Origin of the sequence: uncultured Roseibium sp. (assembly GCF_963675095.2) — a bacterium.
Lineage (GTDB): Bacteria > Pseudomonadota > Alphaproteobacteria > Rhizobiales > Stappiaceae > Roseibium.
On the sequence record NZ_CAXXSJ010000002.1, the window covers coordinates 77461 to 91342 of the forward strand.

At 61.5% G+C, this 13882-nt stretch carries 16 protein-coding genes and 1 pseudogene; all 17 read right to left on the reverse strand.

The genetic code is table 11. The annotated features are described in order from the left end of the window. Nucleotides 1–40 precede the first annotated feature (40 nt). The 17 genes and pseudogenes from ABIN98_RS00615 to ABIN98_RS00695 all read right to left on the reverse strand — a co-directional run bounded on the left by ABIN98_RS00615 (nucleotide 41) and on the right by ABIN98_RS00695 (nucleotide 13705). Nucleotides 41–763 carry a DUF1223 domain-containing protein gene (locus ABIN98_RS00615; RefSeq protein ID WP_346906677.1) on the reverse strand — a complete coding sequence of 241 codons (723 nt, stop codon included), beginning with the start codon at nucleotides 761–763 and terminating at the stop codon, nucleotides 41–43. Between the two features lie 149 nt (nucleotides 764–912). After that, entirely contained in the window at nucleotides 913–1350 is a 438-nt protein-coding gene (locus tag ABIN98_RS00620) for a hypothetical protein (protein ID WP_346906466.1), read from the reverse strand. A 201-nt stretch (nucleotides 1351–1551) separates the two neighbouring features. After that, a pseudogene (locus ABIN98_RS00625) lies at nucleotides 1552–2158 on the reverse strand (DsbE family thiol:disulfide interchange protein). Beyond that, nucleotides 2155–2346, reverse strand: a complete 192-nt coding sequence (gene ccmD, locus ABIN98_RS00630; RefSeq protein WP_346906468.1) for a heme exporter protein CcmD — start codon at nucleotides 2344–2346, stop codon at nucleotides 2155–2157. Before ccmD ends, ABIN98_RS00625 begins: the two are co-directional and overlap by 4 nt. A 5-nt stretch (nucleotides 2347–2351) precedes the next feature. Continuing rightward, nucleotides 2352–3119, reverse strand: coding sequence for a heme ABC transporter permease (locus ABIN98_RS00635; RefSeq protein ID WP_346906470.1), 768 nt, complete (start codon nucleotides 3117–3119; stop codon nucleotides 2352–2354). An 82-nt stretch (nucleotides 3120–3201) separates the two neighbouring features. Beyond that, complete coding sequence (gene ccmB, locus ABIN98_RS00640) at nucleotides 3202–3873, reverse strand: heme exporter protein CcmB (protein ID WP_346906472.1); 672 nt, start codon at nucleotides 3871–3873, stop codon at nucleotides 3202–3204. Then, nucleotides 3870–4517 carry a heme ABC exporter ATP-binding protein CcmA gene (gene ccmA, locus ABIN98_RS00645; protein ID WP_346906678.1) on the reverse strand — a complete coding sequence of 216 codons (648 nt, stop codon included), beginning with the start codon at nucleotides 4515–4517 and terminating at the stop codon, nucleotides 3870–3872. Before ccmA ends, ccmB begins: the two co-directional genes overlap by 4 nt. 137 nt (nucleotides 4518–4654) lie before the next feature. Beyond that, a complete protein-coding gene (locus ABIN98_RS00650; RefSeq protein WP_346906474.1) occupies nucleotides 4655–5491 on the reverse strand; it encodes a hypothetical protein in 837 nt (278 codons plus the stop codon). A 2-nt stretch (nucleotides 5492–5493) separates the two neighbouring features. Beyond that, nucleotides 5494–6273 carry a hypothetical protein gene (locus ABIN98_RS00655; RefSeq protein ID WP_346906476.1) on the reverse strand — a complete coding sequence of 260 codons (780 nt, stop codon included), beginning with the start codon at nucleotides 6271–6273 and terminating at the stop codon, nucleotides 5494–5496. Nucleotides 6274–6463: 190 nt separating this feature from the next. Then, nucleotides 6464–7246, reverse strand: a complete 783-nt coding sequence (locus ABIN98_RS00660; RefSeq protein ID WP_346906478.1) for a hypothetical protein — start codon at nucleotides 7244–7246, stop codon at nucleotides 6464–6466. A gap of 267 nt (nucleotides 7247–7513) precedes the next feature. Then, on the reverse strand, nucleotides 7514–8461 hold the full coding sequence (locus ABIN98_RS00665; protein ID WP_346906480.1) for an RDD family protein: 948 nt from the start codon (nucleotides 8459–8461) through the stop codon (nucleotides 7514–7516). Beyond that, nucleotides 8458–8967 (reverse strand): stage II sporulation protein M, encoded by a 510-nt coding sequence (locus ABIN98_RS00670; protein ID WP_346906680.1) that lies wholly within the window; start codon nucleotides 8965–8967, stop codon nucleotides 8458–8460. The genes ABIN98_RS00665 and ABIN98_RS00670 overlap by 4 nt, the downstream gene beginning before the upstream one ends. A gap of 72 nt (nucleotides 8968–9039) precedes the next feature. Then, nucleotides 9040–9453, reverse strand: a complete 414-nt coding sequence (locus ABIN98_RS00675; protein WP_346906482.1) for a hypothetical protein — start codon at nucleotides 9451–9453, stop codon at nucleotides 9040–9042. Continuing rightward, nucleotides 9453–10730 carry a DUF58 domain-containing protein gene (locus ABIN98_RS00680; protein WP_346906484.1) on the reverse strand — a complete coding sequence of 426 codons (1278 nt, stop codon included), beginning with the start codon at nucleotides 10728–10730 and terminating at the stop codon, nucleotides 9453–9455. The genes ABIN98_RS00675 and ABIN98_RS00680 overlap by 1 nt, the downstream gene beginning before the upstream one ends. Before the next feature lie 17 nt (nucleotides 10731–10747). Next, nucleotides 10748–11704, reverse strand: coding sequence for a MoxR family ATPase (locus ABIN98_RS00685; RefSeq protein ID WP_346906486.1), 957 nt, complete (start codon nucleotides 11702–11704; stop codon nucleotides 10748–10750). Further along, nucleotides 11694–13046, reverse strand: coding sequence for a hypothetical protein (locus ABIN98_RS00690; RefSeq protein ID WP_346906488.1), 1353 nt, complete (start codon nucleotides 13044–13046; stop codon nucleotides 11694–11696). Before ABIN98_RS00690 ends, ABIN98_RS00685 begins: the two co-directional genes overlap by 11 nt. Beyond that, on the reverse strand, nucleotides 13043–13705 hold the full coding sequence (locus ABIN98_RS00695; RefSeq protein ID WP_346906490.1) for a DUF4129 domain-containing protein: 663 nt from the start codon (nucleotides 13703–13705) through the stop codon (nucleotides 13043–13045). Before ABIN98_RS00695 ends, ABIN98_RS00690 begins: the two co-directional genes overlap by 4 nt. Nucleotides 13706–13882 lie beyond the last annotated feature (177 nt).

The following is a 13882-nucleotide window of genomic DNA, read 5'->3' on the forward strand; positions in this document are numbered from 1 at the left end:
GCTCGTCCTCAGGACTTGGAGCGCGGGTACTCGCGAAAAATCACGAGTGTGGCGGCAAATCCATGATGGCGGCGCCGATGATCTGGCCGGGTCCGTCATCGTCCTCGAGCTGGATCAGGACGGCGCAGCGTTCGTCTCCCGACCGGGTCAGCTCGCTTTTCGGCATGCGGAAGGTTTGTGTCTTGCCGTCCCACATGCCGATCGGCTGCAGGCTGCGCACTACATTGACGTAATTGACCGTGGCGCCGGCGTTTTCTCCCCGTCCGATGGCGACTTCCTTGTGATCCTTGACCCTGAGAAACAGGACCGTGGCCATATGCGCGCCTTCCGGCAGGACGCCATCCACCGTCGCCTCGATCGCCATGTCGTTGGTTTTCAGGGTGACATGGGCCGTGAAGGGCGCGGCGCGCTTCAAAGCGCTGCCAACGGCGGCCTTGTTGCTGCCGACGACATGTTCGTCACCGTTGACCACGATCTGCGGAGTATAGACGGACCGGTCGCCGCGCCGGGCGGCATAGGCTCTTTGCCGGGCGGAATAGGCGGGCCGGGCCAGCGTGTCCTTCCAGCCGAGATAGTCCCAGTAGTCGACAGGCAGCACCAGGGCGAGCACGTCGCCCCTTGTATTCGCCATGTTCTCGACCAGCCGGTCGGCGGGCGGACAGGAGGAGCACCCCTGACTGGTGAAGAGTTCCGCGACCGCCTGCGGCTCGGCCCATACCGGTCCGGCAGCCGTCAGAGTTGAAACAATCGAGGAAACGATGATCGTGCCGGCGAAGCAGGGCGCTTGCCGGGCCTTTGAGCTTGCCCATAGGGGCTCGTCCTTATGGTTTTTCCGATGCCGCCCAAAATAGGCACAAGCCGGGTAAAGAGCGAGTCACGAGGCGGTGACCGGCTGAATTTTGTTTCGCTTGCCTATGGCTTATGCTTCGAGCGATTGCGCTGCCAGATGTCAAAGCGCAGCTGTATTCTGGGAGCCAGCCTGTCGAAGGATTCCCATGTATCCGGAACGTGATAAACCGAGGGAAATTCGTTGAAGACCGCGGCATATTCCTCGAAATACGAATCAGGATCCGCAGACCCGTAATAGGCGTGGGCGAAGGCATTGCCTTCGGCATTCAGAACTTCGTTCGTGAACTTTTCATCCCATTCCGAGATGAACCAGGTTGCGGGAGAAACCGTTCGGTTGCGGAGCTCGCTTATGGAACCGGACGTGTTCAATTCTCCGGCCATGCCATGCAGGATCGACCATACGACGAACATTGCGATGTGGGTTGCGCCTGCGCTGTTCGGCAGGTCCGCCGGAAAGTCGCCGCCGTAGTGCCAGCTCGCATCGTCATATTTATAGCCCATCGTCCTTATCGGAGATCGGCCAGGGACTTCGGCCGCCACGGTGGGGCATGGCCGTTCCGTCGGCGACAGGAGCCGGGGCGGGCCAATGGTTCGGCAACGGCCGGGTCCTGATGTAATTGAAGCGACAACGATAAGACGGCCGAGCGCGAGGTGCAGGGAGCCAGAGAACGTCTTAATGGCCGGCATGGGTCCTGTGCGTGATCAGGATCCGCTCTTGCCTGCTTTCACCGTCTCAAGCTGAGGCAGGAAAACATCCTGATAGGCCTTCGGCGTCAGCGGGGCCGATGAACTTGTAGCGGATCACGCCCTGGCCGTCGACGATATAGGTTTCAGGCACGCCGTAGACGCCCCAGTCGATCGAGACCCGGCCTTTTTCATCGGCGCCGATCCGGTCGTAAGGGTTGCCCAGGCTGCCGAGGAAGCGGCGGGCGTTTTCCCGGCTTGTCCTTGTAGTTGATGCCGATCAGCTGGATGCCGTCCACCGTGGCGAGCTCTTCCAGGAGCGGATGTTCCTGGCGGCAGGGGCACGCACCACGAGGCGAAGACATTCACAACGGAGACCTTGCCCATGAGGTCCGCGGTGGACACACCGGGGACGGGCCGTACCGTTATTGGTCAGACCGGCGACGGGCGGAAGGTCGGTTTCGGGCGCTTTCTTGCCGATCAGGGCGGAGGGGATCGCGTGCGGATCCTCGCCAAGGGTGAGCTGGAACAGGAAGAGGGCGGCAAGGGCTGCGAAAACCACGACCGGAAGCAGCACCAGCACCGGGATGCGGCGCTTCTGCGGTGTCTCTGTTTGATCACTCATGCTTTGGCGGCCTTTGACGCTTTGTCTCCTGCCGTGGCAGCGCGGGTAATCCCCTGGTCCGCCAGCTCCTCAAGGTCGGCTTCCTGCCGTTTCCGGTCGATGACGACCCAGAGGATCAGGCCGAAGACGACGGCGAGGCAGACTGCATAGGAGGCGATGATGAAACCGGCGTGGGTTCCCAGATCCATGAAACTCACTCCGCCGGCTGGGCTGTGGCCGTGACGGTGGCGGGACGCGCGGTGGCGGCCGCCTTCAGGCGCATGGCGCGCACCCGGCGGCGCAGGATTTCATTGCGCATGGCCATCAGGTGCAAGACGAAGAACAGAAGGGTGAAGGCAACGGCCATGACGAACAGCGGGATCAGCATCGACGCGTCGATGGTCGGGCCATCCATGCGCATCACGCTTGCCGGCTGGTGCAGGGTGTTCCACCACTCCACGGAAAACTTGATGATCGGCAGGTTGAGCGCGCCGACCAGGGTCAGGATCGCTGCAGCCTTGCCGGCCTTGATCGGGTCTTCCATGGTGCGCCACAGAGCGATCAGGCCGAGATACATGATGAACAGCACCAGGACGGAGGTCAGGCGCGCGTCCCAGACCCAGTAGGTGCCCCACATGGGCTTGCCCCAGAGCGAGCCGGTCACCAGCGACATGAAGGTGAAGGCGGCGCCGATGGGGGCCGCGGCCTTGGCGGAGACGTCGGCCAGCGGATGTTTCCAAACCAGGGTGCCCAGAGAGGAAATCGTCATGACGGAATAGCACATCATGGCAAGCCAGGCGGCCGGTACGTGGATGTACATGATCTTGACCGTCGCGCCCTGCTGGTAGTCGTCAGGGGTCGTGTAGAAGGTCATGTAGAGGCCGACGGCAAAGGCGATGACGCACAGGCCGATGAGCCAGGGCAGAATGATCTGCACCAGCCTCAGAAACCGCGTCGGATTTGCATAATCCCAGATAGCCATGGAACCGTTCTAATGTAGAGCCGTTCAACCTTCAATGGCCAACAGTGCCGCATGGTTTCCTGTGAGGGAAAACACCAGATCGTCAATCCGACGAAAACCGGAGGGCGGCCGCGGAGGCCAGCGGTCCGATCACAGCGGTGATCAGCGTCAGCGCGCACAGGATCAGGAACGGGGTCATGAAGGGGACGGGATCGTGAATGGCGGCATCCGCCGAGCTGACGCCGAAAATCAGCACCGGGATGGCGAGCGGAATGACGAGGACCGCAAGCAGCAGCCCGCCGCGGCGCAAGGAGACCGTCAGCGATGCGCCGACAGCGCCGATCAGGGTCAGCGCCGGCGTGCCGACAAGCAGCGTCAGGGTGACCGCGCCGATGGCGAGCGGTTCCAGGTTTAGGAAGATGGCAAGCACGGGGGCCGCAATCACCAGCGGCAGGCCGGTCGCCATCCAGTGGGCCAGACACTTGATCAGGACGAGCAGTTCCAGCGACCGACCGGACATGAGAAACAGATCCAGCGCGCCGTCTTCCCGGTCGGCCTGGAACAGCCGGTCGAGGCCGAGCAGCGTTGCCAGCAGGGCGCCGATCCACAGGATGGCGGGACCGATGCGGCCAAGCAGGTTGAGGTCGGGGCCAACGCCGAAGGGAATGACGGTCACGACCGCCAGGAAGAACAGCACGCCGACCATGGCGCTGCCGCCGACCCGGACCGCCAGGCGGAGCTCGCGTCGAAAGAGGGAAAGCGCCCAGCCGGTCATGCCATTTCCTCCATGTCCTGCGGCGCTTCCAGATGAAGCGTGCGGATGGAGTTGAGAGCAAGGTCGGTATGGGTCGCGGTCACGATCATTCCTCCGCGGCCCAGATGGGCGTTCATCAGGCCCAGCAATTGCGCTTCGGAGTGGCGGTCGAGCGCCGATGTGGGTTCATCCATCAGCCATATGGGCCGGGACGAGACCAGCAGGCGGGCAAGAGACAGGCGCCGTCTCTGGCCGGCCGACAGATAGGCGGCCGGAAGCCGGGCGGTATGGCCGATCCCTAAAAACTCTAGCGCCTCTGCCGGCTTGTGGATTTCTGTCGGAAACAGGTTGGCTGAGATCGGCGCGGTGAAGGCCTGCCAGAAGGTCAGGTTTTCCAGCACGGTGAGCGCGGATTTGACCGCATCCTGATGGCCGAAATAATGGGAATGCTCGAACGCGGTCCGGTCGTCCTCGCCGCCCTCAAGGGAAATGCCGCCTTCCTTCAGCGAAACCAGGCCGGCGAGGGTCCTCAAAAGGGAGGATTTGCCGACACCGTTGGCACCGGTCACGACCAGGGCGGATCCGCTTTCCAGCGTGAAGGTCAGATCCGTGAAGACCCGTCGGTCCCCGCGGTCCACGGCAAGATTTTCGGCAATCAGTTTCAGGGAACAGGCTCCGCACTCAGATGAATGTCCGTCTTGTTAGTTGGCAAGACGGACATCATGCAAGGAAAATCCGGGCCTGAGTGTGTGGCAAAGGGGCTCCCTGGTCTTAAGTCCCGGGGAGTCATTCCGGTTCGGTTTCAATCGAATACGGAAGCGATCTGACCCAAGCTGACGCCTTCCTTGATTTCCTGCAGTCGGGCGTAGGTTAATGCCACGAGAATACAGTCAAGGCCGGTAATGATGGCGTAGAGAGCGGAGGATAGGATGATGCCTGACGTGATACCTTCCAGATTTACGGCGATACCGGTCAAATAGCGCGTGCCGATGTTGGCAGGCAGGGTGAACATTGTTGCCAGAATAACCAGACCCAGAATTGGCCAGCGATATCCCCTTGTCAGAGCGGCACTGCGGTACAGGCTGCCAAAACCGGTACGGTCGATGACGATGGTGGGTACCAGAACGCAAAACACCGTATTGAGCCAAATTTGAGGGATGAGAAGCAAGTAAAATTCGATGGTTCCTAAGTAGATTTCGATGATGGTCACGGAGATCATGGCGATAGCGAGGAAATTTTTAGCAATACTCAGAATGACCAATGGTAAAACAACGCTTTTCGCCTGATCGAAATAGCGTTTAAGCGCGATCGTCTGACGGAATTTTTTGTCGTAAGCCAGCTGCACAAGCAGAGCTGCTATGAAAGCATCAACGGCTAATATCAAGATAAATGAAAACACATACGCCATTGTCTTGCCGGCATTGGGCAAATCTGGCGCTTTCAGGTTGATTGCGACCTCAAATCCGATCAGCAAGCCGGAAATGATGTTGCTCAGCAGGATCGGTACGAACGCAATCGTGACGATCAGTATGAAACGCCGGAAAAAGATTGAAAAACACTCGCCAATGAGTGAGCCGACACCGAGCAAGGCTTTGGGCTGGCCAAAGCCCGAGTCTGGTATTCTCGTCCCCCTCACCATCGTCAGTCGAACACGGAGGTGATCTGGTGGACGCTGACGCCTTCCTTGATCTCCCGCAGCCGGGCGTAGATCAATGTAATGAGAACAATGGCGAAGCCTTTTCCCAGGGCGTTCAGCGCCGCGATGAGGATGAGGCCTGTGGCCATTCCGGCCGCGGGAACGATGATTTTGGCAAGAAATGTTGCCGCGAAGTCGAGAGAGAAAATGAGGATCAGCATCAGAGCAAACAGGCCGACGAGCAGCCAGCGATAGTTCTTGGTCAGGGAGGCACTGCGGTGCAGGCCGCGGAAGCCGGCGCGTTCGATGACGACGGCGGGGTCCATGACGGAAAAAACCGCATAGATCCAAAGGCCGGGGACGATCAGAAAAACGAGCCCGATCGTGAAGGAAATCGATTGAACAAGACTCAAAATCACCAATGGGACAATGGCGCTCAGGGCCGGACCGAAATAACGGCCAAACTGTATAGGCCGGCCGAGTTTCGCGTCATACGCCAACTGAAGGAGCAGGGCGGTTGCGAAGGAGCCTATCGCTATTTTCACGACGGTCGACGAATAGGAAACGATCAAGATGCCGAGGTCGGCGACCTGGGGCTGTTTGATGCCGATTGCCGAATCGAAACCGACGATCGGGATCGAAATTGCGAGGCCGATTGCGCCAAATACGAAAGCCACAATGGTGATTGGAAGGAAATATCTGGCATAGATCGAACAGGTTTCACCGATTAAAGACCCGATGCCAAGTGCGGCTTTGGGTTGTTGGCCCAAGGTCGTGTCAATCATTCGTACCGCTCCGGGAAAATTCTAAATGGTGGAAGTCTTCTGCAGTCCTGAAAACGCACGGCGTCTGCAGGAGCCGCGTTGCGTTTTCGGGAAATTCCCGCAAAGGGTGTCTGTCGTGCCGACCCTGAGGATCGGCCGGCGGGTGCCTGATGCACCCGCCTGCTTTGTCGGTGACTGACTTGCGACCGGATCAGTCGAAAACGGATGCGATCTGATCGACGCTGACGCCTTCCTTGATTTCCCGCAGCCGGGCATAGAGCAGGGCGACGAAGATACCCAAGATGCCGGCTCCGATGGCGGAAAGTGCCGCGAAAAGCGGAATGCCCAGGACCATGCCGAAGGGAACGATGTTGACGATAAGGCCAATGATGAACGCGGCTGCAAAAGTGATGAGGACGGCACAGATCACGATCAGGATCATGGCGCCGACAATCGGCCATCTGTATTCCTTTGTCAGGAATGCGCTGCGGCCCAGCCCGCCGAACCCGACCCGATCGATGACAATCGCGGGTACCATGACGGAAAACACCGCATAGACCCAGAGGCCGGGAATGATGAACACAATCGTGGCGAGGCCGGCCAGGATACCTGCAACGACACTCAAAACGACAAGCGGAAACAAGGCGGACAAAGTCGGGCCGAAATAGCGTCCGAGTTGCACAGGGCGACCGAGTTTGGCGTCATAGGCCAGCTGCACCAGCAGGGCGGCCGAAATGGAATAGACAACGATATCGATAATTCCCGACAGCACGTTGGCCACCGCCATTCCCGGACCGGTGTATTGCGGTGTCTCGGTTCCAAGGACGGCTCCGAAGCCGACCAGCATGCCGGAAATCAGCAACCCGATCAGGCTCGGCACGAAGGCGACGATTATGACCTGAATGAATTTTCCGAAGAGGATCGAAAAGCTGTCGCTAATGATCTCGCCAACTCCGAGAGGGGGTTTCGGCTGGCCCATGGTCGTGTCGGTCATTCTTGTTGCTCCGAGAAAAAGTTTTCAAATGAGTGGTTTTTTCTGAATTCCAGTAAGCGCAGGTTTTGTCCGAGGTTTCGCGCCTTTATCGCAATTTTTCACCATATGTATTTGAGGTGGCGGGCTCAAGCGGGGAGCGGAATGGCTGTAACCTGCATCCTCTGCGGGGGGATGCCTTGCGTTATCGTCAGTCGAACACGGTATCGATCCGGTCGATGCCGATGTCCTCCTTGATCTCGCGCAGGCGGGCGTAGATTAGCGTATTGCTTAATCCCCGGTCTGGTTATCCTCGTCTGACTGAGCGTAGTGCTTGTTTTCGCGCCTGTCGCCGAACAGCTGGCGCTGTTCGAGATGTTCGCGCTGGGCGTTGTAGAAGGCCTGCAGGAACCGCAGGCGGTCCGCGGGAGGGACCGGGTCCGCGTAGCCGATCTTCTTGCGGATTTTTTCCACGATGGTCTCGATGGTCGCTTGCCGCTGCTGCTCGGCACCGGCCGTGGGACGCTGGCTCTGGGCCCGCAGGAGCGCTTCCAGCGTCTGCAGTTCGAAGGCGCCGTAGTGATCGAGCTGGTGGGAGAGGAAGGTGATCTTCTTCCGGTCTTCGGTCACGACCGGTGTTTCCGCTGCCAGGTCCTTCAAAAGCACGGGCACTGGCAGGTGAATCACGTGGGTGCCGGCCATGATGTCGCCGAGACGGCGGCGGTAGCGATTGAGGATCGGCACCATCAGTCCCATCGTGATCCAGGCAAGCGAGGCGATCGAGGCAAAGGGCGTCGCCGTATTCAGGGTCAGGAGGAGCGTGGCCGGCAGAAAGATCTCCGCCTCCTTCATCAGGTTGCGCAGGACCAGCGCATGGGCGGTCAGTGGTCCGCCGTCATGGGAGACGACCTTGATCTTCATGAGCCGCTTGCCCAGCGTCTGGCCGTTCCAGCCGAGCTCGGCAATCACGTAATAGGGAACCCGGATCACGAAGAAGAGCAGGGCGCCGATGGCGACAATTGTTCGCGGGGTTGTCAGGTTGAGGGCGGACAGCAGGACCAGCAGGCAGATAGACCCGATCGTGGTGATCAGGACATCGGTGATCTGCGCGGCGAAGCGGACGCCCACGCCGGCGACGGGCAGGGTCAGCGGAACCCCTTCGGGCGGCATCAGGATGTCGGGCGAAGGCCTGTCCTTCTTCTTGCGCCGAAGAAGTGAGATTTTCCGGCGGGGGATCATCGCCGCCTCCGTCCGGTGAAGACGAACCAGGCCAGCCAGAGCGCGCCGACGCCCCAGCCGATCACGAAGCGTGCGGTGAGATCCTGAACCATCTGCCGGGCAAAGGCTTCCAGAAAGGCGGCCGCGACCAGCATGAGTGCTGCGACGAGGGCGAGTTTCACGGCGTCGCGGCCGGCATGATGAAGCGCGTCGGACCGGGATCTGTCACCGGGAAAAAGAACGGCCATTCCGAGTTGCAGTCCGCCGCCGCAGGCAATGCAGATCGCGGAGATCTCGGTGACCCCGTGGATGGAGAGCCAGCCGGCGAGATCCACGCCCAGGCCGCGGTCGACATGGAGTGCCAGGAAGGCCCCGAGAATGAGGCCGTTGTAGAAGGTCAGAAGAATGGCTGGTGCGCAGGCGAAAACGCCAAGACCGAAGACGAAGATCGCAATCCGGGTGTTGTGGGAGAAGAGATAGGTTGCGAAGGCACCGAATCCGCTCTTTTCGCTGCCGCCGTAGATCACCGACCGCAAGGACTCCGTCGTGGCATCCGGCCCGCGTCCGCCGCCGAGGCCGGACGGGGTGAAGACGTAGAATCAGTCGTTGTTCTCGAAATAGAGCAGGTAGCCGGTCAGGGCGCCGAGCGCCATGCAGACGAACCCCAGCAGGATATAAGGCCAGCTCCGCCGCATCGCCTGGGGCGCGCTGACAGCGAAAAACCGCTCAACCAGTCCGCCGACCCGCTCCTGCGGGGCATAGACACACAGGTAGGCGCGGGCGGTCAGCGCCTCCAGATAGCCAAGCAGCGCCTTGTCCAGGGAAATCTCGCGGGCAATCGCGAGCGATGTCGTCGCCTGACGGTAAAGGGATGCCAGATCGCGGGTGTCGGCGAAGTCCATCCGCTGCAGGCCCTTGCCCTCGGCCTGGAGCACGAGGCCCTCAAGGCGGCGCCAGTCCGCTTCGCGCTCCTTCCGGAACCGCGCCGAGCGCATGAGATCCTGATTGTCCATCAGATCAGCTCCCGTGCCTTGATTTCCAGATAGGCCGAAATCAGCCGCGCGGTAACGGCACTCGGCTTGGCGTCGACAATGGTGACGCCCATGCGGGTGAGGCGTTCGAGAACCAGACGGCGCTCGTTGATCGACTGGTTGGCGGCCACGAGCGTGGCAGCCCCGTCCAGATTGTCGGGCGCTGTTTCCACCAGCGTCTCCAGATCCGGGTCGCGGATCGCGACGAAGATCAGCAGATGGCGCTTGGCGAGAATGCCGATGTTCTCGATCAGGAGTTCGGCCGACGTGGTGTCGATGAAATCGGTGAAGATGATGATCAGGCTGCGCTTGGGGGTGCGGGCATTAAGCTCGGTAAGCGCCAGGGTGTGGTTGGTCTCGCGGCTGACATAGGAGAGTTCGGCGGTCCAGTGGCGCAGCCGCGCGAAGGCATTGCGGCCGGGCCCGGGGGCGGCAAAGGTGCGTGGCCGCACGTCGTAGGAATAATAGCCGACCAGATCGCCGCCGATGGCCGCGGCCCAGGCGGTGGCAAGTGCTGCCGTGATAGCATGATCGATCTTCGGCAGTCCGCCGATCTCCTCGCGCATCAGGTAGCCGTTGTCGAGGGCGACGATCACGTGGTGGTTGCGCTCCGCCCGGAGTTCCTTGGCCACCAGAGACCGGCGACGGGCGGAGCGTTTCCAGTCGACGCTCTTGATGTCCATGCCGGGAACGAAATCGCGCAGCTGCTGGAATTCCGAGCCTTCGCCGATGGCCCGGTTTTCCTTCACGCCGTAGAGGGTGGACAGAACCGTCGTCGTGATCTGGCCGGACTGAACCAGGCGGATGTTGGGAACGACGCGCAGTTCCGCCCCGAGATCGAGGCGCGGCACGAATTCCAGGAGCCCGAGACGGGAGCCCCAGAGCAGCCAGAGATGATCGAAATTCCAGAGCCCCCGGCGCACGGCCAGGCATTTGACGTCGGCTTCCGCGATGTTGCCGGGGCCGGTCCGAAGGGTGATTTCGCCTTCGCCGCTCAATCCTTCGGGCCAGTCCAGCTTTGCCAGAAGATTCCGCGTGGCGCCTTCGATCGTCAGGTGCAGGGTGGCCGTTTCCCCGACGAAGACTTCCGGCGGCACGTCAAAGGCCATGGACCTCGGGCGCCGGAAGGAAAGCGCCAGATCCAGGCCGGTCAGGGCGGCAAGCACCACCCAGGGCAGGAACGCAATATCCCGTCCCGCGCCCCCGGCCACCACGGCGAAAACCGAAAGGACCAGGGCCGTCGCACCGGAGGCCAGCAATCTTTTCGATGGACGGATCAGCGGGGGGCCTCGATCTGGTTGAGAATGTTTTCCAGAACCTGCGCCGGACTGCGGCCCTCGATCTCCGCCGCCGGACCCAGCACGATCCGGTGGCGCAGGGTGGGAATGAACAGCCGCTTGACGTCGTCGGGAATGGCGAAGTCCCGACCGCTCAGCGCTGCGCTGGCCCGGGTCGCGCCGGCAAGGGCGTCGGCCGCACGGGTCGAGGCGCCGAAGGCAATTTCGGAACTTTCGCGCGTCGCCCGGATCAGGCGGAGGATATAGGCCAGGATATCGTCTTTCAGGGTGATGCCGTCGACCAGCGTGCGCGTTTCGGCCAGGGCGGCCGCATCCAGCACCTTTGCAAGGGCCGTCGTCTCCAGGCCGGCTTCCAGGGGTGCTGCCGCGTGCTGGCGCAGGATCGCCATTTCGATGTCTTCCGGCGGGAAATCGATCACCAGCTTGAACAGGAAGCGATCGAGCTGCGCCTCGGGCAGCGGATAGGTTCCCTGCTGTTCGATCGGGTTCTGGGTGGCCACTACGATGAATTCGCGGCCGAGCGGGTGATCGGTGCCATCGATGCTGACCGTGCGCTCGCTCATCGCCTGCAGGAGGGCCGCCTGGGTTTTCGGCGGCGCCCGGTTGATCTCGTCGGCGAGTAGCACCTGGGAGAAGACCGGCCCCTTGGTCAGGACGAAATTGTTGGTCCGGAAATCGAAGATCGAGGTGCCGAGCACGTCTCCCGGCATCAGGTCCGGCGTGAACTGGATTCGGCCGAAATCGAGGTCGAGGGCTGCGGCGAAACTGCGGGCGAGCAGGGTTTTCGCCGTGCCCGGAGGGCCCTCCAGTAGGACGTGGCCGCGCGCGAACAGCGCGACCAGCAGGAGTTCGACAACTTCGTCCTGGCCAAGAACGGTCCGGCCGATCTCTGCCCGCAGGGCGTCTGTACGTTCGCGCAGGGCTTCAAGTGTCATTGGTTATTTGCTCCAGAACCTGTTCCAATTCGTCGATAAGCTGGATTGCCTCCGAGGCCGGAAGGCGTGCGGGAAACTGCCGGATCCTGGACAGGACCGCGCGCAGACGGGTGGCCTGTTCCGGATGCCGCCGGTCCGCGAATTTCAGAAAACCGTCTTCGCTGGCGTAGCGATGTGCGTTGACGCGGCCGAACAGGGCATCGGCGGTCGCAGACAGGCGCGCGGCGGCGTAGTCGCCGACCAGGGCGCCGTCCTGGCCCGACATCCGCATGAGCCGCGCCCTGGCGCGAACAGCGAGGTTCTTGGACGCGCCGGGGGCCGTCGTCTCTGAGCGGATCGGGCCGTATCTGAGCGCGGAGCGCCAGAGGGAGAGCCCGAATACCAGGGCTGCGCCGATCCAGAGCGTCAGGAAGGGCGGACCGAAAAACCGGCGAAGATCGTCCCAGCTGCGTTCGCGCTTCGGTTCGGCGGACGGATCGCGCAGCCAGTCGGACTGGCTGTAATCGATCACGATATTCTTCTTGCCTGCTTTTGAGCGCAGAAAGTCCAGGGCGACAGTTGCGTTGTCGCCAAGGCGCAGGCCGTGATTGTTCAGAAGATCCGGGTCGGAGAGGACGAGAACCTTGTCGTCTTTTTCATCAGATCCGGCTTTCAGCGGGCATTCGGCGAGGATCATGGCGTCTTTGGTTCCGAGCAGGGGTGTGCAGAGGTTGCTCCGGAACATTTGCGCGGCATAGACCTCGGCGCTCAGGTCCTTGTCGTCCTGTGCTTGGTACGGGAACCGGGTGAAAGGCGTCTTCGACAAGACCGGCGTGAAACTGCCGTCTCCGGTCAGCTTTCGAACGGTTTCCTTCAGCCGTTTGGTCTCCACGTTCAGGATCGGGTGGGCAAGGCCGGTCAGACGCATGCCGCTGCGCCATTTCGGCAGGACGAGCAGCGTCGGGACCTTCTTAGCCTTGATCGAGATCACGGATGTGGTGAGGTCGTACTCGTCCTGCTGCGCCAGAAGCTCTTCCTTGGTCGTGGGTGCCTTGCGATCCTCATTGAGCACAGTGTCATAGACCGGCACGATCAGGAGCCCGACCGAGGTCTGGTCCAGGAGCCAGCCGCCGGAAAAATTCTGGGCACCGACGCCGTTCGACGCCAGCCAGATCTGCAATCCGTCCAATCCGGACGGGGACCTGCGCAAGGTCTGCTGCCGCTGCGCCAGAAGATACCATCCGGCGGCAAGCACGATCACGCAGACAGCGGCAATGACGATTGTTTCGAGACGCAGTCCCTGAAAGGCGGGCCCCTGAGACGCAGCCCCTTTGGGCGAAGACGTAGCCCTGGTGTCGCTCATGAGGCCTCCGGCCCCAATATTTGCCTGCAGGCGAAAACATGTTCGCGGAATTCGTGGTCACTGACATCGTAGCCGCCGAACTGGACGCGTTCGCTTGTCATGATGAGCGCGCGCAAGGTGTCGCGCTGTGTCCAGGTGGCGGGGATATGCTGCAGGGCCTCCCGTCCGGTCCAGCTGCGCTGCATGAGCACGCCATTTGCGGCCACCACCGAGGCCAGCACTTTCTGGGTCAGAAGGACCAGGGCCCGCCTGCGGTCCTTCATGCCGACGATTTCCTGGTAGGAGCCCAGCCGTTCGGCCCAGGCAGGCGTCGCGAGAGGGGATCGTCCGTGTTTCCGGTCGGGGTTCTGCGCATCCCGCTTGAGTGAAACGGCGATGCCTCCGCCATAGCGCAGGAAAACATAGGCGATGATGGCCAGTATGGCGCCGGCGATGAGGCCGGTCGGCCAGTCGATCCTGGTCCGGAGGCTGTTTTCCTCCGGTTTCGGTTTGGCCGGTTCCTGCCTGGTGTCCAGATCCGGAGGCGGTGCGGAGGGATCGAAATAGGCGACATCGGCTTCGATGCCGCGCAGCCGGATCGAGCGGAGATAGGCCTTGCCGGCGTCTCCGACTTCCAGCGATTCCCGTACGGCTTCTTGCCCGTAGGACGGGGCAGACACTCCAAAGAAACTAAAAAAGACAATCAGCAGAAAATACGGGCGCATACCAAAATTTATTAATTGGAAGCCCGGGACGACGCAATAGACAGCGATGCCACCGCAGCTTGTGCGGCCCGGCCCGCGGGAATGGACGGGGATCGCCCTGACCCTAAGTCAAAGGCCGCAGACCGTCCCCTG